Genomic DNA, 21,143 nt, shown 5'->3' on the forward strand with positions numbered 1-21,143 from the left:
AAAACTGGATCGCAAAATATCCCTTCGTGCCGTAGGCCGCTGCCCTTTGCAGTATTAGGATGGCCGGGACTGCAGGACCAACAAGAACGGAGAAGACATGTCCCCCGCCCGCCAGCTACTGGTGCTCTATACCGGCGGCACCATCGGCATGCAGATAACCGAGACCGGCCTCGCCCCCGCTTCCGGCTTTGAAGCCCGCTTACGTGCCGAGCAGGCCAGCCATCCACAACGCCCTGCGCCCGACTGGATATTCCAGGAGCTGTCGCCCTTGCTGGACAGCGCCAACATGACGCCGGCCAATTGGCTGCAGATGCGCGATGCCATCGTGAAGGGTGTGGAGCAGAGGAACTGCGATGCCGTGCTCCTGCTCCATGGCACCGACACCTTGGCCTACAGCGCCGCAGCACTATCCTTCCTGCTGTTGGGACTCCACATCCCCGTCGTGCTGACCGGCTCCATGCAACCCGCCGGGGTAGAAGGTGGTGACGCCTGGCCCAACCTCTTTGGCGCTCTAGCCCAACTCCACGCTGGCGTCGAACCCGGCGTCCACCTCTACTTCAATGGCCAGATGTTGCTTGGCGCGCGAGCCAGCAAGCAGAGGAGCGATGCCCCTGATGCCTTCAGCGCATCCCGACGCCCACTGTGTGGTAAACGCACCTCGTCCATCCCCGTAGTACTGGACTACCGCAATCCCCGTCGCTCAGTCGAATTGGCCGTGCAGCCGCTGTTTCCAGGCCTAGGCGCAGCCCAGTTGCGTGCCGTACTGGAGAGTGGCATCCAGGGCCTGCTGCTGGAGTGCTATGGCAGCGGTACCGGCCCTTCCGACAATGCTGACCTGCTGGCCGCCCTGAAGGACGCCCATGATCGTGGCATTGTATTGGCCGCCATCAGCCAGTGCCCGGAAGGAGGTGTGGAGTTCGGCATCTACGCCGCCGGTAGCCTGCTGGCCAGCGTTGGCCTCATTTCCTGCGCCGGCATGACGCGCGAGGCGGCCCTGGGTAAGCTCTTCAGCCTGTTGGGGGTCGGGCTTCGCCAATCCGAAGTGGAGCACTGGTTGACCCAGGACTTTTGTGGAGAGCTGGCCGGCTGACCGAGCCGCCCGGCAACCGCCTTGCTCCCGTCGGCTGGCCAGCATCTTGCTTGGCCCAAGCAGCCACCCCTGCGAGACCCAGATACGTGAAACTCCATCAGATCAAGGCCCTGGTTGCCATCCATCGCACCGGCAGCCTCAACGAAGCGTCGCAGATACTGCATGTCACCCAGCCCGCACTTAGCCGTTCCATCAAGGACCTGGAAAGGGAGCTAGGGCTCACCCTGCTGCAGCGCTCCTATAAGGGCATGTCGCTGACCGAGGAAGGGCGGCGGGTAATCCGCCACGCCCAACTGGCAGTGGAGAGCCTGCGGCGCCTGCAGATCGAGGCCGAGAACATCCAGGCCATGACCGTCGGAGAAATTTCCATCGGTGTCACCTCGCTGACCGCCATGCTGGATGGGTTGGAGGAAAGCCTCACCGTCTTCCAGACGAAAAACCCTCGCGTACGCCTCAAGCTGGTGGACCTGCGCCCCAGTCAGATCCTTCAGCGCCTGCGCGACGGTACCCTCGACTTCGCGATCACCTCGCAGCAGAACACCCAGCGGCTCAATCTCGACTGGGAAACCCTCAACCGCATTCGCGGTGTGGTGGTCTGCAGCGCCGACAACCCCCTGCGCCATTCTCGTTCCCTGCGCCAGTTGCAATACGCCAGCTGGCTCAGCCTTGACGAGATCGACGACCGTTCCTCGCAGTTCTATCAGATGTTCGAGGTCAACGACATTCATGCGCCGCAGCGCATCATCGAGTGCTCCTCGGTGATGCTGGCCTTGCGGTTGCTGCGGCGGGGAGAAGCCTTCATGACCCTCAGCAAACTGGGCCTTGCCAACGTCATGCCGAGCGCGCTGAACACCGATTTGGTCCAGGTGAAGGTGGAAGAGATCATTCCCGAGTACCCCATCTACCTGGTCTGCATCGACAGGCATTCGCTCACCTCCCCGGCTCGGGACCTGTTCTACAGCCTCAAGGCCCGCCTGGCGGTCAGCGAGCCCGCGTTGCCCCAGGTCTAGAAGTGGTAGTAGACGCCGATGGCCACGTTTTGCGGATCGTCCCCGGGCTGTTCCAGTGGAATGCCTGCATGGCTGAGAGAGGACTGCGACTGGTTGTCGATCAGCGCCACCCGCAGGTACACGGCGAGGTTGGATTGCAGGAAATGGTCGTAGCCCAGCATCACCCCGGCGGCATCCCGCTCACCGAACTCCAGGTCCCGGTGAACCAGCAGCAAACGCGCCACATCCGTCCGGCCTACGGGCGCCATTAACCCCAGGGTCCAGGCTTCCATGCTCGGCGTGGTGGCGTAGTCCACGTCCTGGCGCTGCCAGGTCAGACTGGCGGCCAGCGGACCGAAGTCGTAGAACACCGATGCGCTGCTGTAGTGGTTGCGGGTCTGCCGGCTGTGGCCGTTGTCGTCCCAGGGGTCGCTCAGGTACTGGTTGTAGGAGCCAAGCAACATCAACGACGGCGAGTTGTACTGCAGCTTCACGCCCTGGCCGCGCAGGGTCTTCCCGGAGCTGGCCGTATCGTTGAAACCGAAGGTCATCGCTGTGCCCAGGCTCCATCCCGCCAGCGACGGTGTTGTATAGGCCAGGGTGTGCTTGGGCCGCATGTCCAGGTAGAAGGCACCCTTACCCGGCGGCGGCAGGGTGAGGAAGGTATAGGGCGAACCGTAGACCGCCAGAAACGGGTCTGCGTAGGTAGGCGTCCCCATTCCGTAGGTCTTTCCGTATTCCACCTTGCCGAAGCGCTTGTTGCGCAGCGCGGCCACCGCCAGGCGCAGGCTGCCGATCTGTTTCCAGTGCTGGTCCAAGGCTTGGCCGTTGAGGTTGAAGCCTTCTTCCACGTCCAGCTCCAGTACCGTCTCCTCGTCCAGGGCCTTACGCAGGTAAGCCCCCAGCTTGTTAGTCCAGGCGCCGCCACCCTCCAGACGGAAGCCGCTGTGGTGCTCCGAGTCGTGATAGCTGGTGAAGGCGTCCAGGGTTCCGTAGAGCGCCATGCGATCGTCAAATCCCTTGTCGACGTTGTAGTAGCCGAAACCCGACGCCACCCGCGCCAGGGCGGGAAAACCCTCGGCCGAGGCCTGCAAAGGGAGGCCCATTCCCAGCGCCACCGCACACCAGGGCGCCGTGCGAATCACAGAGAAACCGCGCATACCGAAGACTCCTCGAACCCAGTGGAAAGAGGTGCACAGCCTCCGGGATGGGCCAAAAGCGAGAAAATTAACCGATTTGTATCGTTATGCCCTTTGCTTAATTTCCACACTCGAATCGGCTATTTCAGTCTCTCCGCTTTCCGATTGGAGGTTCGATTCGCCCCCATTGCGCCAGTCATCCACGCCGGGATGGGCGCTTCGCGGCGCTGAATAATGGGCAGTTCGTTCGATAAACGGCCAGCGCCGCTACATCCTGGTGCGCAGGCAGGAAGTTGGGTTTACGCCCGTTAACCGTTGGTTAATCCATAACGAAAAGCGCAAGTGTCGTGGGCGGGCCTTTGCCGGATAGTCGACTCCAACAACAAAACTGTCACGGGAAACAGCCATGACCACCCTGCATGCGGACACCCTTCCCAGCGCCGGCGCCCGATCGGCCAGCGGTTCCAGAAAAGCCACAGTGGCCTGTGCCCTGGGCAACGCCCTGGAGATGTATGACTTCACCATCTACAGCTTCTTTGCCGTGGTGATCGCGAAGAACTTCTTCCCGGCCCAATCGGAAATGGCTTCGCTGCTGATGTCCCTCACCACCTTCGGCGTCGGCTTTCTCATGCGTCCGGTGGGTGCCATGGTCATTGGCCGCTTCGCTGACCGCCATGGTCGCAAGGCGGCCCTCAGTCTCACCATCGGCCTGATGACCCTGGGCACGGCGATGATCGCCTTCGCCCCCACCTATCATCAGATCGGCCTGGCCGGCACCCTGGTCCTGGTGCTTGGCCGCCTCGCCCAGGGGTTCTCCGCCGGCGGCGAGATCGGTACCGCGTCGGTGTTCCTGATGGAGTCCAGCAGTACCGCCATGCGTTGCCGCAACGTCAGTTGGCAAGCGGCCAGCCAGGGTTACGCGGCCATGGTGGGCGCAGGCATTGGCCTCCTACTCACCAGCGCCCTCAGCACCGAGGACCTGAACAGTTGGGGGTGGCGAATTCCCTTTATGCTCGGTCTGCTGATCGGTCCGGTGGGCTGGTACATCCGCCGCTGCCTGCCGGAAACCCTTGAAGCCGAGCCCTCCAACCAAAGGGGCCACTGGCGCGACCAGATCGACCTGCGTCATACCCTGCTGGCCATCGGCCTCATGGCCAGCGCCACCATCGGCATGTACCTGTTCATCTTCTACATGCCGGCCTACCTCACCACCACCCTGGGTTATCCACAACGCAGCGCCCTGGCCATCGCCTGTGTCGCCAGCGCTTGCCTGGCGGTGATCACGCCGCTGGCCGGCCGTTTTGCCGACCGCCATATACTGCGCAAGAAGTTGCTCGCCTGGACCATTACCCTGCCGGTGGTGCTTGCCTGGCCGGCCTTCTACCTGCTGAGCCTCAGCACTGACCTTCTACTCGCCATGTTCGTCGTGGCCATGCTGGTGTTGCCGGGCTGCATCGGTTCCGGCGCCTTCTTCGCCATGATCATGGAAGCCTTCCCCAAGGAGCGCCGTGCCCTGGGCACCGCCGTCAGCTACAGCTTCGGCGTCACCCTGTTCGGCGGCTTCTCCCCGCTCATCGCCACCTGGCTCACCGGCGCCCTGGACAACCCCCAGGCTCCGGCCCTCTACCTCCTGGTCGGTGGCGCCATCAGCCTGGCCTGCCTGGCCGTGTTCCCTGAAAACCCCGGACGGGAGTGACCCCATGAATGCACTGATCCAACCCGGCGCCGAGCTGGACCTCGACGCCTTCGTCCAACTGCGCCGCGTTATCCACCAAGCCCCGGAGCTGGGCGGCGATACCCCCCTCACTGCCGAGCTGGTGGCCAGCAGGCTCGAAGCCTGGGGCTACGAGGTGTATCGCGGCATCGGCGGCCACGGCGTGGTCGGCGTGCTGCGTCGTGGCGAAGGTGGCCGGCGCCTGGGCCTGCGGGCCGACATGGATGCCTTGCCCATGCAGGAGAAGAACCGCTTCGCCCATGCCAGCCACATCCCGGGACGGATGCATGCCTGCGGCCATGACGGCCACACCGCCATCCTGCTTGCCGCTGCCTGGCGCCTGGCCCGGGAACCCCGTTTCAACGGCACCCTGAATCTCATCTTCCAGCCCGACGAGGAAGGGCTCTGTGGCGCCCGCGCCATGATGGAAGACGGACTGTTCCAACGCTTCCCCTGCGATGGCATCTTCGCCCTGCACAACATGCCTGGCATCCCGGTGGGCACCGCGGTGGTCCAGTCCGGCCCCACCATGGCATCCTCGGAGCGTGTTGGGCTCCACATCAAGGGGCGTGGCGGCCACGGTGCCATGCCCGAGCTCGCGGTGGACCCGATACCGGTACTGGCCAGCCTGATTAACGCCATCCAGACAATCAAGTCGCGCAATCTTGCGGTGGACGAGTACGCCGTCGTCAGCATCGGCATGGTGGAAGCGGGAACCGTCTACAACATCATTCCCGATGATGCGCGGATGCTGGTCAGCGTGCGCACTGATACCCCTGCCACCCAGCGCAAGATCAACCTGCGGCTGGAGGAAATCGTCCGTGGCCACGAGCAGCTGTTCGGCGTCGAGATCGAACTGGAAATCACCCAGCTCGCCCCGGCACTGGTCAATAGCGAGGCGGAGACCGAGCTGCTGCGCACCAGCCTCACCCCGCTGTTCGAGCCAGGGCGCGTGCTGCCACGCGCGGCGAAAGTGATGGGGACCGAGGATTTCGCCTGGATGCTCACCGAGGTGCCGGGTTGCTACTTCATGCTGGGCAACGGCGAGGGCGAGTTTCACGGCTGCTCGGTGCACAACCCCCTCTACGACTTCAACGACGCGCTGGTCCGCATCGGCTCCGACTGCTGGGTCAAGCTGGTGGAGGACTACCTGGCCTGAAGCTGCCTTGGGGGAGTGCGGCCCGTTGTACGGGCGCTGCAGGCATGACCATCAAAGGCTCATGAAACAGTCTTGATTTGCACGGCGACGAACCCCAAGGGGGGCAGCTGTACGCGGTTTGGCCGACCGGGGATATGCGACCCGGCACACCCGGAGGTTTCCCGCGCACAACTGCCGTGGCGCAACGTTGCAGAGGTGTGCACCCCCGCAATACACGTGCTGGCGCATGTGCGCCTGTATCCAAGCGACCGGCCAAGGTCGGCCACGGGACTGACCGTGGCGGGCCGGACTAAAGGCGGAGGACGGATGGCCTGGCAACGGCCAAACGGGGAGCGCCTGGGCTCCACCTGCCCGGAGACGGGGACAGGCCTTCCCTAGGAAAAGCAAAAGGCCCCAGGATTTCTCCTGGGGCCTTTTCATTTCTGGCGCATCCGGCGGGATTCGAACCCACGACCCCTGCCTTCGGAGGGCAGTACTCTATCCAGCTGAGCTACGGATGCGTATGGGGGCGCCATGATACTCATCTAGATGCCTGGCGTCCATGTGGTAGCAGCTTGTTCGCAATGTTGAACGATGGTCCTGCATCTGGTCATCTTTGATCAGGATTTCGACAAACAGCACCGACTTTTTGTTGATTTTATCGAACGGGCTATTGCCCTTGGGTTTTCAGCGCCCTAGGATTCCGTTTGAGATTTCAAACGCCCCCTCGCCCCTCCATAAGCCGGGCCGTTCCAATCACTCCGTCCTGGCCAATCCCGCATTGGCTGAAGAACAACAACTTGCCCCGGCACCCGTGAGGTGCCGGTGTGAAGGAGACAGAGATGCAATTGAAAGACGCCAAGCTGTTCCGCCAGCAAGCCTATATCGACGGCTCCTGGCTGGACGCCGACAGTGGCCAGACCATCAAGGTCAACAACCCGGCCACTGGCGAAATCATCGGCACCGTGCCGAAGATGGGCACCGCCGAGACCCGCCGCGCCATCGAGGCTGCCGAGCGTGCTCTGCCGGCCTGGCGTGCGCTGACTGCCAAGGAGCGCGCCAACAAGCTGCGTCGCTGGTTCGAGCTGCTGATGGAGAACCAGGACGACCTGGGCCGTCTGATGACCATCGAGCAAGGCAAACCGCTGGCCGAAGCCAAGGGCGAGATCGCCTACGCTGCGTCTTTCATCGAGTGGTTCGCTGAAGAAGCCAAGCGCGTCTACGGCGACGTGATCCCCGGCCACCAGCCCGACAAGCGCCTGATCGTGATCAAGCAGCCGATCGGTGTGACCGCCGCCATCACCCCGTGGAACTTCCCCGCCGCGATGATCACCCGCAAAGCCGGCCCGGCCCTGGCCGCCGGTTGCACCATGGTGATCAAGCCCGCTTCCCAGACTCCGTTCTCCGCACTGGCCCTGGTCGAGTTGGCCGAGCGCGCGGGCATCCCGAAAGGCGTGCTGAGCGTGGTCACCGGCAGCGCCGGCGAAGTGGGCGGTGAGCTGACCAGCAACCCGATCGTGCGCAAGCTGTCCTTCACCGGCTCCACCGAAATCGGTCGCCAGCTGATGGCCGAATGCGCCAAGGACATCAAGAAAGTATCCCTGGAGCTGGGCGGCAACGCTCCGTTCATCGTCTTCGATGACGCCGACCTGGATGCCGCTGTTGAAGGCGCGCTGATCTCCAAGTACCGCAACAACGGCCAGACCTGCGTCTGCGCCAACCGCCTGTACGTGCAGGACGGTATCTATGACGCCTTCGCCGAGAAACTGAAGGCCGCCGTGGCCAAGCTGAAAATCGGTAATGGCCTGGAAGATGGCACCACCACTGGCCCGCTGATCGACGAGAAAGCCGTGGCCAAGGTCCAGGAGCACATCCAGGACGCCGTTTCCAAAGGCGCCAAAGTCCTGGCCGGCGGCAAACCGCACAGCCTGGGCGGCACCTTCTTCGAGCCGACCATCCTGGTTGACGTACCGAAGAACGCAGCCGTGGCCAAGGAAGAAACCTTCGGTCCGCTGGCGCCGCTGTTCCGCTTCAAAGACGAAGCCGATGTGGTCGCCATGGCGAACGACACCGAGTTCGGCCTGGCTTCCTATTTCTACGCCCGTGACCTGGGCCGCGTGTTCCGCGTGGCCGAGGCGCTGGAATACGGCATGGTGGGCATCAACACCGGCCTGATATCCAACGAAGTGGCGCCCTTCGGCGGCGTGAAGGCTTCTGGCCTGGGTCGCGAAGGTTCCAAATACGGCATCGAGGACTACCTGGAGATCAAGTATCTCTGCCTCGGCGGTATCTGATCCAAAGACGGGGCAAGGCGCGAAAGAGCGCGCGGCGCCCCAGCTTCACCCTAAAGCGAACGAGCCTCCGGCAAGCCCGCGCAGTCGATCATCGAATGCTGCGCTGGCCCCTACCGGGGGCATTTATCCTTGAGACTGCGCCGCCCGATGAGCGGCCGTGAGGAACTTATGAGCAAGAACGAATCCCTGCTGAAACGCCGTGCCGCTGCCGTTGCCCGCGGTGTCAGCCAGATCCACCCGATCGTCGCCGAGCGCGCCGAGAACGCCACCGTCTGGGACGTCGACGGTCGCGAGTACATCGACTTCGCCGGCGGTATCGCCGTACTGAATACCGGCCACCTGCACCCGAAAGTGATCGCGGCCGTTCAAGAACAGCTGACCAAGCTGACTCACACCTGCTTCCAGGTACTGGCCTACGAGCCCTACATCGAGCTCTGCGAAGAGATCGCCAAGCGCGTACCGGGCGACTTCGCCAAGAAGACCCTGCTGGTGACTTCCGGCTCCGAAGCCGTCGAAAACGCCGTGAAGATCGCCCGTGCCGCCACCGGCCGCGCTGGCGTGATCGCCTTCACCGGCGCCTACCACGGCCGCACCATGATGACCCTGTCCCTGACCGGCAAGGTGGTTCCGTACTCCGCCGGCATGGGCCTGATGCCCGGTGGCGTGTTCCGCGCCCTGGCTCCGTGCGAACTGCATGGCATCAGCGAAGACGAGTCCATCGCCAGCATCGAGCGCATCTTCAAGAACGACGCCCAGCCCCAGGACATCGCAGCCATCATCATCGAGCCGGTCCAGGGCGAAGGTGGTTTCTACGTCAACTCCAAGGCCTTCATGCAGCGTCTGCGCGCCCTGTGCGACCAGCATGGCATCCTGCTGATCGCCGACGAAGTACAGACCGGCGCTGGCCGTACCGGCACCTTCTTCGCCACCGAGCAACTGGGTGTTGTGCCTGACCTGACCACCTTCGCCAAATCCGTTGGCGGCGGCTTCCCGATCTCCGGCGTATGCGGCAAGGCCGAGGTGATGGACAGCATCGCTCCCGGCGGCCTGGGCGGCACCTACGCCGGCAGCCCGATCGCCTGCGCCGCGGCCCTGGCTGTGCTGAAGGTGTTCGACGAAGAGAAGCTGCTGGAGCGCAGTCAGGCTGTAGGCGAGCGCCTGAAGGCCGGCCTGCGTGAAATCCAGGCCAAGCACAAGGTCATCGGCGACGTCCGCGGCCTGGGTTCGATGATCGCCATCGAGCTGTTCGAAGGCGGCGACGAAAGCAAGCCGGCTGCCGAACTGGTTGGCAAGATCGTGGCTCGCGCTCGTGAAAAAGGCCTGATCCTGCTGTCGTGCGGCACCTACTACAACGTCATCCGCTTCCTGATGCCGGTCACCATTCCCGACGCGCAACTCGACAAGGGCCTGGCCATTGTCGCTGAGTGCTTCGACGAACTGGCCTGATTGCTCAGGTAGTGAAAAGAGACCCGCTTCGGCGGGTCTCTTTTTGCCTGGATGCTCAGGCGTGGCACGCACGACTCCAACCTTGGTCTACACCACTATCCTCCACCAAGGCCCCGGTTTAGACTGCGTGCCTTCAATTCTGACGACGAATCCTACCTGCTCCTGGACCGTTTCCTGGTCCCATGTGGTTCGTCAGGGACGACTCAACCACCACGAGGTATCCATGCCCGCCCCCGCCCAGGCTCCGGAAGTCCTGATTGCCGAGGCCGACCCGTGGACGTCGGGCCTGCTTGCCCAACTCGTGCTGGATGTATGTGGCAACGCCAAGGTGTTGCAGGTGGCCGATGGCCTCGAAGCCCTGGCCCGATGCAAGCGGCGCCTGCCGGAGCTGGTGATTGCCGACGGCGAACTGGCTGGGATCGACGGCGTGGAGCTGCTGCGCCAGTTGCGCCGCCACCCGCGTACCCCGGCGCTGCCTTTCGTACTGATCAGCGCCCGCGTGGATGCTTCCAGCGTGCGTGCCGTGCGGCCGCTGGCGCCTTCCGCCTACCTGGGCAAGCCCTTCAACGCCGCGAAGCTGCGCAAGCGCCTCAGCAGCTTGCTGCCGGCCGGTGATGGCGCCGTCGGGCGAACGGCACCTGCGCTGCTGGTGAGCAGTCTGAAGGAGTACCTCGACAGCGTCCGCAAGGAAGGCCAGGGCGCGCCCCTACTGGACGACGTGCGCGAAACCGTTAGCCAGTGCCTGCAGGCCGATCAGGTCGACCTGCGCGACCTCGACGAAATCTTCTCCCGCGACCCGCAGATCACTGCGCGGTTGATCGCTGCTGCCAACAGCGCGGCACAGCACCTCGGCATGCCCTGCCAGACGCTGGGCCAAGCCATGCAGCGCCTGGGCGCTACCCGCGTGCTCAACCTGGTGCTGGGCATGGCCCTGGAGCGCAATGCGCGGCTGCACGACCCACGCCTGGCGGAGCTGGCCGAACTGGTCTGGCAGGCCGCCCAGCGCAGCGCCGAGCTGGGCTACTGGCTGGCCAGCGAACTGGAGCTGGATGCCGAGCTCTGCTACACCGCCGGGCTGTTGCACAACATGGGCGAACTGGCCCTGCTGCGCAGTCTGCAGGACTGGCAGGATGCCGGCGGCAGCCTGAGCAATGAAGAGCTGCAGGATGTGATGAAACGCCGCTCGGCGGGTTTTGGTTCCGCCTTGCGAATCCGTTGGCGGCTGCCCTTTGGCCTGCGTGAACTGGTGGCGGCGTTCCACGGACTGGGTACGGGGGTGTTTTCTCGCGAAGCCCTTGTGCTCAACCTCTGCGCCGCGTTGCTCTGCCTGCCTCGTGGCGAGGCCCCTGCAATCCTGATGGACGAGCGCGCCGCGAGGCTGTTGCGGCTCGACCCCGCCGTGCTGGAGCGTCTGCCGCAACGCCTTCTGCCCTGATGCGGCTAATGGCCTATGGCACGGTGATTGACTAGTCTGCTCAAATGCTCGTCAGTCTTACGAGCCTTCCCGGCGCTGCCCGGGAGCTGCAGTGGAGCTGGATACCGAGGCCATGCATGGCTGATCTCGAACGTGCACCCAAGGTGCTGATTGCCGACCCCGATCGCTGGAGCGCCGAACTGCTCACTGAACTGGTGCGCAAGGCGCGCTGCGACGCCCAACTCGCCGTGCTGCAGGACAGCCACAGCGTGCTTGAGCATTGCCGCAATGGCTGGCCCGACCTGTTGATCGTCGACTACGGCCTGCCCGGCATCGGCGGTCTGGAACTGCTGCGGGAAGTCCGTCGCCAGCGTCGCCATCCGCCTGTACCGTTCTTCCTCCTCACCGAACGGGTCGATGCCGCCAGCGTACGCGCGGCCCTGCCGCTGGCCCCCACCGCCTACCTGGCCAAGCCCTTCAACGCCGAAGACCTGCTGCGGCGCCTGCGCAATCTGCTGCTGGAGCCGGGTGAGGATGTGGCCTGCAGCGTGCCGCCCATGTCGCCCGTGCAGAGCCTGGACGTGTTCCTGGCCGAGGCGCGCGAGTCGTCGTCCGGCGCACCGCTGTTGAACGCGGTACGCGAGGCATTGAGTTTCGCCCTGGAAGCCCACAAGCGAGACCTGGCTGAACTGGAGCCGTTGTTTCACCAGGACCCGCAACTCACCGGCCAACTGATCGCCGCTGCCAACAGCGCCGCCCAGCACCTCGGCAATAGTTGCCAGACCCTGACGCAGGCCCTGGCCCGGCTCGGTCCCCAACACAGCCTCAACCTGGCCCTCGGCCTGGCCCTGCAGCGCAGCGTGAAGCTTGCCGACCCGTTGTTGGTCACGCACGGCCAGCATATCTGGCAACGATCGCAGCACACCGCCCTACTGGCGCGCTGGCTGGCCCAGTGCCTGGAGGGGGACGATGAGCGTTGCTACACCGCTGGGCTTCTGCACCTGCTGGGAGACTTGGCGGTGCTGCGCAGCATCCAGAGCTGGCGCGACTTGGGTGGTGAGGACCTGACCGCCGAACAGGTGGGCGACGCGCTGCACAAACATGCCGCACCTTTCGGGTCTGCCCTGCGCACCCGTTGGCGCCTGCCCTTGGAACTGCGCCAGCTAATCGCCGCCGTGTTCCAGTTGGGCGGCGGTGTTTACTCGAAGGAAGCACTCATCCTGCACGTCGCCAAACTGGCTGCCGATCTTCCCGAGGGTGAAGACGCCAGCCGCCTCGCCAAGCACAAGGCGGCGCGCATGCTCGGCCTCGACGCCGCACTGCTGGCGTCGTTGCCGAAGCTGACTTCGTCGAGCTAGGCCAGCGCTTCCTCGACGAAATCCAGCCGATCCTGGCCGAAGAACATCTCCTCGCCGACGAAGAAGGTGGGCGCGCCGAATACGCCGCGTTTCACTGCTTCCTCGGTCGCTGCCTTCAACGCGTCCTTCACCTCCTGATCGCCCACCAGGGCCAGCAGCGCCTCCGGGTCGAATCCGGCGGCCTTGAGCGTCGCGCCCAGCACGGCGGGGTCGCCGAGGTTGCGCTTGTCCTGCCAGAGAGCGCGGAACATGGCATCCAGATAGGCCTCGAAGCGTTCCGGCTGGCGTATTTGCACGCCAATGGCGGCGCGCATCAGCGTCAGCGTGTTGATGGGGAAGAAGGGGTTGAAGTGCATCGGCACGCCATAGCGGCGGGCGAAGCGCTGCATGTCGATCATAGTGTGCCGCGCCTTGGCAGGAACGGCGGCGGGCGAGGCGTTGCCGGTGGCCTGGAACACCCCGCCCAGCAGCATGGGGCGATAGCGCAGTTCAGCGCCATGGCGGGCGCAGATGCCCGGCAACTGGGTCCAGGCCAGGTAGCTGGCCGGGCTGCCGAGGTCGAAGAAGAATTCGACGGTTTTGGTCATGGGTGCGTTCTCGTCGTTGGTTATCGGCTATGGCCAGGTAGGGGCGAGCGTGCTCGCGAACGAGGCCGTGCGGGGGCTTTTCGCGAGCCAGCTCGCGCCTACGGGGTCACCAACGCTCCATCCATGGCCGCAGATCAAGCTCGAACGTCCAGGCATCCCGCGGCTGGCTATGCAGATACCAGTAGTTTTCGGCGATATGGTCAGGGTCGAGGATGCCGTCCTGGTCCTTCAGCGCGTAGCGCTCGGGGAAGTTGTCGCGGATGAAATCGGTATCGATGGCGCCGTCCACCACCACGTGGGCGACATGGATGTTCCGCGGGCCGAGCTCGCGGGCCATGCTCTGGGCCAGGGCGCGGATGCCGTGCTTGGCCCCGGCGAAAGCCGCGAACCCGGCAGCGCCACGCAGGCCGGCAGTGGCGCCGGTGAACAGGATGGTGCCGCGCTCGCGGGTGACCATGCGACGGGCGACTGCCTGGCTGGTGAGGAAGCCGGAGAAGCAGGCCATCTCCCAGATCTTGAAGTACTTGCGCGCGGTTTCCTCGAGGATGCTGCAGGGCACGTTGGCGCCGATGTTGAAGACGAAGGCTTCGATCGGGCCGATGTCACGCTCGATGGTTTCCACCAGCTCGGCGACTTCCTCTTCCTTGCGTGCATCAGAGGCAAAACCGTGGGCCTCGCCACCTTCGGCGCGGATGGCGTCTACCAGCGGCTGCAACTTGTCAGCGCTGCGCCGGGTCACGCAGGCCACATAACCCTCGCGGGCAAAGCGCCGGGCGATGGCACCACCCGTGGCATCGCCTGCTCCTATCACCAATACGACTTTCTTGTTCTCGGTCTCGCTAGCCATGTTGTCCACCTTTGCTGAACGATCGTTAACTGAACGTACGTTATGCTATGCTTGCCAACGCGTCAAGCCAGTCCACCGGAGGTCGTCGTGCGTTATTCAGCCACCCACAAGGAAGAAACCCGGCAGAAGCTGCTGGAAAGCAGCGGTGCCATCGCCAAGCGCGGCGGCTTCTCCACTACCGGCGTCGACGGCCTGATGAAGGCCATCGGCCTGACCGGCGGTGCCTTTTACAGCCACTTCCCATCGAAGAACGACCTCTTCACCGCCATCGTCCAGCGCGAGCTATCCCTGAGCTTGATCGGCCATGTCGCCCGTGGCGAAGGTTTCTGCCGCGACAAGCTGGAACGCTGCCTCGATCGCTACCTGAGCATGGCCCATCTGCAGAACCCCGACTCGGGCTGCGCCATCCCGACGCTGGGAGCGGAAATCGCCCGTGCCGACCTGTCGGTGCGCGAAGAGGCCGAGCACTGGATGCTGCAGTTGCAGCGTGCCTGGGCGGAGATACTGGAAGACGGCGGTCTGGCCTGGGCGCTGATATCCCAGTGCGTTGGCGCCCTGGTGGTCGCGCGCATGCTGGCTCGCGAAGAAACACAGGTCGACGTGCTGGACGCCAGCCGCGGCTTTCTCGGTCGGGCGCTGGATGACCTGCTAGAGAAGTGACTGCTCGGCGCACACGCTGAGAATCTGCTCCCGCAACCAGATGTTCGCCGGGTCCTGGTCGAAGGGTTGGGCCCAGAGCATCTCCAGGGAAAAGCTCGGCAGGTCAGGCAGCGGGCTGGTGGTGGTACGAGCATCGCCCAGCAGCGTATGGACCCGAGCTGGTAGCACCAGCAACAGCTCGCTGGCCGGAATCAGTTGCAAGGCGGCCAGGTAGTTGTTGGTCCGTGCGGCGATTTGTCGGGAGCGGCCCTGCTGCTGCAGCCAGCCATCGATCATGTTGCGCTCCGAGTCCCAGGGTGTGGGGAACACCTGACGCCGTGCGCAGAACGCATCCAGGTCATCCACCGCCTCGCTACCGGCGGCGCGGACACAGAGCAGGTCGTCCTTCAGCAAGGCCAGACTGACCAGGCCGGGGTGGGCGCGGTGCTGGTGCGGGCCGAAGCCCAGGGCCAGGTCCAGTTCGCCCTGTACCAGCGCATCGGCGGGGATCTCCCGGCCAAGGCGTTGGACCTCCAGGCTGATGGGGTATCCCGCCTCGCTTAACCGGCGCAGCAATGGCGGCAGGATCAGCAGCTCGAAGTACTCCGGTGCGCAAAGGCGGAAGGTACGTGGCGCCTGGCACGGGTCGAAGGCGCTGGCTTCGCTGAAGCAGGCGTTCATCAGCTCAATCATGCTGCGGGCGTGGGGGCGCATGGCCATCGCCTTGCGGGTGGGGCGCATGCCGCTTCGGGTGGCGATGAACAGTTCGTCGTCCAGGGCGCCGCGTAGCTTCTTCAGGCTGTAGCTGACGCTGGAGGCACTGAGATTCAGCGCCTCCGCCACGTCGCCCAAGTGTTGGCGCTCGTAGATTTCGAGGAAGACCAGCAAGTCCTGGATATCGATCTTGCGCAGTCCATTGGCGAGCAGCATGGCGGGGATCCATTGAGCGGGAGTGCCATCAGAACCTGCCCCGATCGACATGGCAAGCCACTCAGGCTGTCGCCGTGCGCGCCGGGCTCAGGCGCGCCAGCCAGAGCATGCCGAGGACGATCAGCACGGCGCCGGCCCAGGCCAGCGGCGCGGGTGCCCGGTGCAGCCAGAAGCTCTGCAGCAGCAGGGCGAACAGGCCGCTGAGGTAGCTGTAGGCGATCACCGTGGCCGGGGGCAGCCAGTGGATGGCCCGGTGCAGCAGCCAGAAGGTGGCCAGAGTAGCGGTCAAGGCCAGGTAGAGCAGCCAGCCGATATCGCGCAGGGCAATGCCTTGCAGCCCCTCCCAGCGCTGGCCCAGGGTCGCCGTCAGGGCCAGCAGCAGGCCGCCGGCCAGTAGGTTGCCGCAGGCCAGGGAGGCGGCGCTGCGCTCAGTACCGAGCCAGGGTTTGAGGCGCTGGCTGAGCGGGCCGTAAATGGCCATGGCCAGGCAGCCGATGCCGTAGAGGCCATAGGCGTAAGCGTCGAAGTGGGCGTTATCGAGCCCGAGCAGGGCCAGCGCGCCAAGGGCGGCGACGAGGGTTGGCCACAGTCGTTGCAGCACCGGCTTGCCCAGCAGCATCCGCTCACTCCCAAGCGTCAGCAGCGGCACGCTGACATAGAGCAGCGCGGTGTCCAGTGCCTTGGTGTGTTTCAGTGCCTCGAACAGGCTGCCGAAATAGAGCGCCAGCAGCCCGCCCAGCACCACGTGGGCCAACAGCGCACGCCCGTTGGGAAGTCCGGGGCGGCGCAACAGCAGAAAGGGCAGGAACAGGCCGCCCGAGAGCAGCAGGCGCAATGCGGTCAACGGCAGGGCGTCGAGTGCGGGGTTCACCTCCGCGGCGGCAAAGAACGACAGCGCCACCAACAGTGCCCAGAGCAGCATCGAGGCGTGGGCGTTGAAGCCGGGAGAGAGGGACTGGCGCATGGTGGGGCTCGTTCTGTATGCAGGTGGCCATTGCGCCAGCGCGGCGATTTCCCGGCAAATCAGAAAGTCGAGAGTGGATTCGGGAATTTGAATTGCCCCGCATGGCGCTAGAGTTATCCACACGCCCGTCTGGAGATGCCCGTCATGGGTCAGGATCAATCGACGCTCGCCGCCCTCGCCGGGCTGTGCGCCTTGCTGCTGGCCGCACCGGCCCTGGGTGACTCCCTCGCCGCCGCCAGCCGCGCCAGTCTGCTGGAGGACAGCCGCTTCGTGCGTGACGCCGCGTCCGAGCGCATCCAGCAGATTCGCTTTTCATTCCGTGAGCCGCACCTGGAGGAGGGACAGTCACCCGCCTGGGCGCGCGCCTTCGGCAGCCATGGTTCGGTAGACGCCGACCACCGCGCACCGCGTCGGGAGCGTGATGTCGGTGGGTTGCTGCTGGGTAGCGAACGCAAGCTGGGGAATTGGCTGGTCGGCGGAATGGGGGGCTATTCGGCAACTTCGGTGGAGGTGCAGGGCGCGGATGCCGATATCCAAAGCCTGCACCTGGGTGCCTATGCCGGCACCAAGATCTACAACCAGATCGGCGTAAAGATGGGGGCGGCCTGGAGTGGTCATGATGGTGACCGGCGCGCCGCCGATGCGAACAGTGGCCAGGTATTCGGCGAGCTCAGCTACTCCCTCGATTTCCGTGACTTCAGCGCCGAGGGTTTCAGCGAGCTGGCCTATGTGCGGCTGGACAGTGATTCACAGGGCGCCATCGACAGTCAGCGCGACGAGATCGGCTACAGCACCTTCGGCCTGCGAGGCACCACGCGCATCGACCTGGCCTCGGGCCGGCGCCTGACTGCACGCATCAGTTCGGGCTGGCGTCATGCGTTCAGTGACAGTCGGTTGGAAGACGAGAGTGGTGCCGCCGTGGCACTGACCCGGGACGCTTTCCGCCTGGATATGGGGCTGGACTACCAGTTCACCGAACAGGCCTATGCGGGGCTGTTCTATAACGGCACCTACGCCGAAGACGCGCGGGACAATGGGCTGACGGCTCGGGTGAGCCTGCGGTTCTGAGCAACTTCGGCGGCTGCCGGATCTGTGGGGGCGATTTCAATCGCCAAGCGGAACGCAGATTCGCCATCGGACCTGGAAGGGGGCAACTGCGCTGCCCTTGGCGAATGAAATGGCTATGTCTGCATGACGTGTTGTAGTCAGCTGCATTGCCCGTAGGCGCTGGCTTGCCAGCGAATGGCGGCGTTTCGCTGGCAAGCCAGCTCCTACAAGGCTCTTGGCCGGAGGGTAAATCGCTCGCAACAGCTAACGCAGACATAGCGAATGAATTCGCCCCCACAAGGAAAGGCGAATCCTGATTCAGATTTCCTGCATATCGAAGTCGTTCTTGCCGACTCCGCAATCCGGGCAGATCCAGTCATCCGGCACGTCGGCCCAGGGAGTACCGGCCGGGATGCCCTCGTCGGGCCAGCCCTTGGTCTCGTCGTAGATCAGGCCGCAGACCACACAAATCCAGGTTTTCATGCCGCTACCTCATGCTTGCAGCTGTGCTCGGGGAAGGCACACGCCCGGAGGCGCGCGTTGTCGCGATCATAGTCGCGGTGCTGGGGCGCCGGTGCCCTAACCAAGGGTGGGTTGGGCCGGTTGCGTGGCCGCCTGCTCCTTCGGATTCCAGCGGTTGGCGCGGGCAAAAGTACCGAAGTCGTTGAAGCGAACGCCCATCTCGCGCATCACCTTATGCGCCACTGGCGCGGTCATCTGGCGGATGTAGAAGGGCTCCTTGACCACGAAGTGGTGGATGGCATGGGTGCTGCCGAAGTTGAAGCAGAACGCCTGCAGCGGCCACATCCACCAGGGGTTGAGCACCTGGGTCTGCTGGATCACATTGCCCAGCTCGACATCGCCGTAGTAGTGCATGTTGGAGCTGACAAAGTGCAGGCAGAAGGTGCGTAGCACGTTGGGGCCGACCAGCACCACCACGGCGATGTTGACGAGGTGCATCGCCTCCAGGGTTCCAGCCGACCAGGCGATGGGGGCATTCAGGGCCCAGGCCAGGGTGTCGATGGCGTGGAAGCCGAGGAAGACGTACCAGGTGCCCCAGTTCAGCAGCGCCAGCGGCGCGTAGACCTTCAGGGTGCGCCAGAGGATGCTGCGCTTGTGCGCCCAGGTCTTGGCTCGCAGCATGCGGATCAGCGAGGACATCACGTTGTCGCCCACCATCAGCAGGCGCGCCAGGCCCCAGGGTTCGCCGTTGGTGATGGCGCGCTCCTCCATGTCGGTCTCGGTGCCGGACACCTTGTGGTGGTTGAGGTGCAGATGGCGGCGTATCCAGGGGTTGATGGTGCTCGGCCGCGCCAGCCAGACCAGCGCCATCATCAGGTTGTGCGGGACCTTGCGCTTGCGGAAGTACATGCTGTGGATCAGGTCGTGCTCCAGCTCGTGGGTCAGCGACGCGAAGAAGGCATTGAGCAGCAGGCAGACCCACCAGGCGATCTGCTCGTTCAGGTAGAGCAGGGCGGAACCGACCATGCCGGCCAGGGCGAAGGCGAGAATGCCGGCGCCGATGGTGTCCTGGTGGTTCAGCACAGGGTAGCGCTGGCGCAGCGCGTTGCCGCGGGCCATCACCACTTCACGAATATGCGCTGATCGCTGCTGGTCATTCAGCGTGCGGGGGCTTGCAGGCTTGGCGGACATGCTTCCATCCTCTTGTCGTGTTGCCGATGGACCTACTCTGCCGCCTCGGGCCGCTGTCGCGCCCGACCGAGCACGCCAACCTGTTGACTGGATACGCCAACCTGCATGAGCGAACCCACTACCCTCGCCAGTTGGACCCGTGCCTTGCGCAAGCAACTGGATGCGCTTGGGCTCGACAGCGCCGACCTGTGCCGCCAGGCCCAGCTCGATCCGGCGCTGATGGACGACCCCAATGCGCGTTACCCGCTTTCGGCCACCACACGGCTCTGGGAGCTGGCGGTAGCAGCCAGCGGTGACCCGGCCCTGGGCTTGAAGATTTCTACCTACGTCAGCCCCACCACCTTCCACGCTCTGGGCTATGCCCTGGTGGCCAGTGCCAGCCTGCGGGAAGTCTTCGAGCGCATCGTGCGTTACCACCAGGTGGTCAGCGACGCCCTGGAACTGGACCTCAGCCGCCAGGGCGAGCGCTACCTGTTCCGTCTGCGGGTGCGCGCCGACGGTATCGAGCCCGCGCCGGAAGCGGTGGACGCCTTCGTCGCCATCTATGTCCGCACCTGCCGCAACCGCATCGGTCGTGACTACGCGCCGCTGGCCGTGCACCTGCGCCGTCCGGCGCCTGCGGACCCGCAGCCGTGGCACAACGTTTTCCGCGCGCCGCTGGTGTTCGGCGCCGATGAGAATCTGCTGGAGTTTGCGGTGGAAGATTTCGAGCGACCGCTGGACGACGCCAACCCCGAGCTGGCCGAACACAACGAAGCGGTGCTCAAGCGCACCCTGGAGCAGCTGCAGCCGCCCACCTGGTCGCGCAAGGTGCGCGCCTGCCTGAAGGCTCAGCTACCCAACGGCGAACCCTCCGCCGAGCGCATCGCACAAACCTTACACCTCAGCCTGCGCAGCCTGCAGCGACACCTGGCGGATGAGGGCTGTAGCTACGAGCAGCTTCTGGGCGATACCCGCCAGGCACTGGCGCTGGCGCACATGCGTGATCCACGTTGCTCCATCAGCGAAGTCGCCTACCTGCTCGGTTTTGCCGATACCAGCAGCTTCAGCCGCGCCTTCAAGCGCTGGACCGGACAGAGCCCCAGTCAGTACCGGGACGGCCTGCCGCGATGAGCCGGTAGGGTGGGCTTCAGCCCACCCTACCGAATTCAATGCCGACCTAGGGTTTCTGGGCTGCGTGGCGCAGCAGCTCTGGATCGAGAATCTCGATTTCCCCGTAGTTCAGGCGCAGGGCACCCTGGGCCTCCAGTTCCTTGAGGATCTGGTTGGTGGTTTGCCGCGACAGCGCCAGCATCATCGCTAACTGCTCCTGGGCCAGGTGAATAACCCGCCGCTGCCTTGTGCCTGCGCCGTAACCCTCGGCGATCATCAGCAGCCGTCGCGCCAGGCGCTGGGGGGCCGGCAGCAGGCTCATCTCTTCCAGGGCGATGAAGGCCAGGCGCAGCTTCTGACTCATCAGCAAGGCGAAGTCGCGCCAGTGCTCCGGTCGTTGTTGCAAGAGTGCCAGCAACGGTGCCTGGGGTAAGTTGAACAGCGTCACGGGGCCTTCGGCGAAGGCGTCATGGGTGCGCGTCTGGCCGTCGAACAAGGAGATTTCGCCGAACCAGTGCGGCGGCTCCACCAGCACCAGCAAGGCCTCCTTGCCGCTCTCGCTGATGCTGCCGACCCGGATCGCGCCGTCCAGCACCGCATAGAGCCCACAGGGCGGATCGCCTCGGCGAAACAGCCGTTGGCCAGGTTCCAGCCGGCGCACCTGGGCCATGGCCAGAAGGTCGTCCTGCAGGCTGGCCGGCAGCTGGCTGAACCATTGGCCGGTGAGCAGGAGATCGCGGTGGTGCTTGAATGGGGTCATGGGCTTTGTCGGCTAGCTGACAGAGGTTGCCTGGGGCGTGGC

Annotated in this window: 19 protein-coding genes and 1 tRNA gene; 11 read left to right on the plus strand and 9 right to left on the minus strand. The window is 64.6% G+C overall.

Going from position 1 to position 21,143, the window contains the following annotated elements; translation table 11 throughout:
• The first annotated feature begins 97 nt into the window (after positions 1-97).
• Both AAHM40_RS20065 and AAHM40_RS20070 read left to right on the plus strand, forming a co-directional pair.
• Positions 98-1,090: an asparaginase gene (locus AAHM40_RS20065; RefSeq protein WP_342246210.1), complete on the plus strand. Its 993-nt coding sequence runs from the start codon at positions 98-100 to the stop codon at positions 1,088-1,090.
• A gap of 86 nt (positions 1,091-1,176) precedes the next feature.
• Positions 1,177-2,100 (plus strand): LysR family transcriptional regulator, encoded by a 924-nt coding sequence (locus AAHM40_RS20070; protein ID WP_342246211.1) that lies wholly within the window; start codon positions 1,177-1,179, stop codon positions 2,098-2,100.
• On the opposite strand, the gene AAHM40_RS20075 is transcribed toward AAHM40_RS20070, so the two are convergent.
• Positions 2,097-3,239 (minus strand): porin, encoded by a 1,143-nt coding sequence (locus AAHM40_RS20075; protein ID WP_446731598.1) that lies wholly within the window; start codon positions 3,237-3,239, stop codon positions 2,097-2,099. The genes AAHM40_RS20070 and AAHM40_RS20075 overlap by 4 nt on opposite strands.
• A 385-nt stretch (positions 3,240-3,624) precedes the next feature.
• Here AAHM40_RS20075 and AAHM40_RS20080 point away from each other — a divergent pair, with 385 nt between their 5' ends.
• Both AAHM40_RS20080 and AAHM40_RS20085 read left to right on the plus strand, forming a co-directional pair.
• The gene (locus tag AAHM40_RS20080; RefSeq protein ID WP_342246212.1) at positions 3,625-4,914 is read left to right on the plus strand and encodes an MFS transporter; all 1,290 of its coding nucleotides are present in this window, start codon (positions 3,625-3,627) and stop codon (positions 4,912-4,914) included.
• A gap of 4 nt (positions 4,915-4,918) precedes the next feature.
• A complete protein-coding gene (locus AAHM40_RS20085; protein ID WP_342246213.1) occupies positions 4,919-6,091 on the plus strand; it encodes an amidohydrolase in 1,173 nt (390 codons plus the stop codon).
• A gap of 423 nt (positions 6,092-6,514) precedes the next feature.
• On the opposite strand, the gene AAHM40_RS20090 is transcribed toward AAHM40_RS20085, so the two are convergent.
• Positions 6,515-6,591: transfer RNA gene (locus tag AAHM40_RS20090), tRNA-Arg, on the minus strand.
• A gap of 321 nt (positions 6,592-6,912) precedes the next feature.
• Between AAHM40_RS20090 and gabD the strand changes: the two genes are divergently transcribed.
• From gabD to AAHM40_RS20110, 4 genes are all read left to right on the plus strand, one after another.
• Positions 6,913-8,364, plus strand: a complete 1,452-nt coding sequence (gabD, locus tag AAHM40_RS20095) for an NADP-dependent succinate-semialdehyde dehydrogenase (RefSeq protein WP_342246214.1) — start codon at positions 6,913-6,915, stop codon at positions 8,362-8,364.
• Positions 8,365-8,532: 168 nt separating this feature from the next.
• A complete protein-coding gene (gabT, locus tag AAHM40_RS20100; RefSeq protein WP_342246215.1) occupies positions 8,533-9,810 on the plus strand; it encodes a 4-aminobutyrate--2-oxoglutarate transaminase in 1,278 nt (425 codons plus the stop codon).
• A gap of 223 nt (positions 9,811-10,033) precedes the next feature.
• Positions 10,034-11,245 (plus strand): HDOD domain-containing protein, encoded by a 1,212-nt coding sequence (locus AAHM40_RS20105; protein ID WP_342246216.1) that lies wholly within the window; start codon positions 10,034-10,036, stop codon positions 11,243-11,245.
• Positions 11,246-11,361: 116 nt separating this feature from the next.
• Complete coding sequence (locus tag AAHM40_RS20110) at positions 11,362-12,582, plus strand: HDOD domain-containing protein (protein ID WP_342246217.1); 1,221 nt, start codon at positions 11,362-11,364, stop codon at positions 12,580-12,582.
• Here the strand turns inward: AAHM40_RS20110 and AAHM40_RS20115 are convergent.
• Positions 12,579-13,169, minus strand: a complete 591-nt coding sequence (locus AAHM40_RS20115) for a 2-hydroxychromene-2-carboxylate isomerase (protein WP_342246218.1) — start codon at positions 13,167-13,169, stop codon at positions 12,579-12,581. The two genes, AAHM40_RS20110 and AAHM40_RS20115, sit on opposite strands and share 4 nt — an antisense overlap.
• A 106-nt stretch (positions 13,170-13,275) precedes the next feature.
• The gene (locus AAHM40_RS20120) at positions 13,276-14,016 is read right to left on the minus strand and encodes an SDR family oxidoreductase (protein ID WP_342246219.1); all 741 of its coding nucleotides are present in this window, start codon (positions 14,014-14,016) and stop codon (positions 13,276-13,278) included.
• Positions 14,017-14,103: 87 nt separating this feature from the next.
• On the opposite strand from AAHM40_RS20120, the gene AAHM40_RS20125 reads away from it, so the two are divergent.
• Entirely contained in the window at positions 14,104-14,676 is a 573-nt protein-coding gene (locus tag AAHM40_RS20125) for a TetR/AcrR family transcriptional regulator (protein WP_342246220.1), read from the plus strand.
• Here AAHM40_RS20125 and AAHM40_RS20130 read toward each other — a convergent pair.
• On the minus strand, positions 14,665-15,585 hold the full coding sequence (locus AAHM40_RS20130; RefSeq protein WP_342246221.1) for a LysR family transcriptional regulator: 921 nt from the start codon (positions 15,583-15,585) through the stop codon (positions 14,665-14,667). The genes AAHM40_RS20125 and AAHM40_RS20130 overlap by 12 nt on opposite strands.
• Positions 15,586-15,646: 61 nt before the next feature.
• Positions 15,647-16,549 carry a DMT family transporter gene (locus AAHM40_RS20135; RefSeq protein WP_028629156.1) on the minus strand — a complete coding sequence of 301 codons (903 nt, stop codon included), beginning with the start codon at positions 16,547-16,549 and terminating at the stop codon, positions 15,647-15,649.
• Positions 16,550-16,693: 144 nt separating this feature from the next.
• On the opposite strand from AAHM40_RS20135, the gene AAHM40_RS20140 reads away from it, so the two are divergent.
• A complete protein-coding gene (locus tag AAHM40_RS20140) occupies positions 16,694-17,617 on the plus strand; it encodes an autotransporter outer membrane beta-barrel domain-containing protein (protein WP_342246222.1) in 924 nt (307 codons plus the stop codon).
• Positions 17,618-17,914: 297 nt separating this feature from the next.
• On the opposite strand, the gene AAHM40_RS20145 is transcribed toward AAHM40_RS20140, so the two are convergent.
• Positions 17,915-18,079 (minus strand): rubredoxin, encoded by a 165-nt coding sequence (locus AAHM40_RS20145; protein WP_028629154.1) that lies wholly within the window; start codon positions 18,077-18,079, stop codon positions 17,915-17,917.
• Positions 18,080-18,175: 96 nt separating this feature from the next.
• Positions 18,176-19,249 (minus strand): fatty acid desaturase, encoded by a 1,074-nt coding sequence (locus tag AAHM40_RS20150; protein ID WP_342246223.1) that lies wholly within the window; start codon positions 19,247-19,249, stop codon positions 18,176-18,178.
• A gap of 105 nt (positions 19,250-19,354) precedes the next feature.
• On the opposite strand from AAHM40_RS20150, the gene AAHM40_RS20155 reads away from it, so the two are divergent.
• The gene (locus AAHM40_RS20155; RefSeq protein WP_342246224.1) at positions 19,355-20,362 is read left to right on the plus strand and encodes an AraC family transcriptional regulator; all 1,008 of its coding nucleotides are present in this window, start codon (positions 19,355-19,357) and stop codon (positions 20,360-20,362) included.
• A 46-nt stretch (positions 20,363-20,408) separates the two neighbouring features.
• Here AAHM40_RS20155 and AAHM40_RS20160 read toward each other — a convergent pair whose 3' ends face one another.
• Positions 20,409-21,101, minus strand: a complete 693-nt coding sequence (locus AAHM40_RS20160) for a Crp/Fnr family transcriptional regulator (RefSeq protein ID WP_342246225.1) — start codon at positions 21,099-21,101, stop codon at positions 20,409-20,411.
• Between the last annotated feature and the right edge of the window lie 42 nt (positions 21,102-21,143).

This window comes from Pseudomonas sp. OTU5201 (genome assembly GCF_038440135.1).
GTDB lineage: Bacteria > Pseudomonadota > Gammaproteobacteria > Pseudomonadales > Pseudomonadaceae > Metapseudomonas > Metapseudomonas resinovorans.

Coding starts and splice junctions, on each gene's coding strand:
- AAHM40_RS20065 (WP_342246210.1), top strand. CDS start 98: ATGTCCCCCGCCCGCCAGCTACTGGTGCTCTATACCGGCGGCACCATC.
- AAHM40_RS20075 (WP_446731598.1), bottom strand. CDS start 3,239: ATGCGCGGTTTCTCTGTGATTCGCACGGCGCCCTGGTGTGCGGTGGCG.
- AAHM40_RS20080 (WP_342246212.1), top strand. CDS start 3,625: ATGACCACCCTGCATGCGGACACCCTTCCCAGCGCCGGCGCCCGATCG.
- AAHM40_RS20085 (WP_342246213.1), top strand. CDS start 4,919: ATGAATGCACTGATCCAACCCGGCGCCGAGCTGGACCTCGACGCCTTC.
- gabD (WP_342246214.1), top strand. CDS start 6,913: ATGCAATTGAAAGACGCCAAGCTGTTCCGCCAGCAAGCCTATATCGAC.
- gabT (WP_342246215.1), top strand. CDS start 8,533: ATGAGCAAGAACGAATCCCTGCTGAAACGCCGTGCCGCTGCCGTTGCC.
- AAHM40_RS20105 (WP_342246216.1), top strand. CDS start 10,034: ATGCCCGCCCCCGCCCAGGCTCCGGAAGTCCTGATTGCCGAGGCCGAC.
- AAHM40_RS20110 (WP_342246217.1), top strand. CDS start 11,362: ATGGCTGATCTCGAACGTGCACCCAAGGTGCTGATTGCCGACCCCGAT.
- AAHM40_RS20115 (WP_342246218.1), bottom strand. CDS start 13,169: ATGACCAAAACCGTCGAATTCTTCTTCGACCTCGGCAGCCCGGCCAGC.
- AAHM40_RS20120 (WP_342246219.1), bottom strand. CDS start 14,016: ATGGCTAGCGAGACCGAGAACAAGAAAGTCGTATTGGTGATAGGAGCA.
- AAHM40_RS20130 (WP_342246221.1), bottom strand. CDS start 15,585: ATGCTGCTCGCCAATGGACTGCGCAAGATCGATATCCAGGACTTGCTG.
- AAHM40_RS20135 (WP_028629156.1), bottom strand. CDS start 16,549: ATGCGCCAGTCCCTCTCTCCCGGCTTCAACGCCCACGCCTCGATGCTG.
- AAHM40_RS20140 (WP_342246222.1), top strand. CDS start 16,694: ATGGGTCAGGATCAATCGACGCTCGCCGCCCTCGCCGGGCTGTGCGCC.
- AAHM40_RS20145 (WP_028629154.1), bottom strand. CDS start 18,079: ATGAAAACCTGGATTTGTGTGGTCTGCGGCCTGATCTACGACGAGACC.
- AAHM40_RS20150 (WP_342246223.1), bottom strand. CDS start 19,249: ATGTCCGCCAAGCCTGCAAGCCCCCGCACGCTGAATGACCAGCAGCGA.
- AAHM40_RS20155 (WP_342246224.1), top strand. CDS start 19,355: ATGAGCGAACCCACTACCCTCGCCAGTTGGACCCGTGCCTTGCGCAAG.
- AAHM40_RS20160 (WP_342246225.1), bottom strand. CDS start 21,101: ATGACCCCATTCAAGCACCACCGCGATCTCCTGCTCACCGGCCAATGG.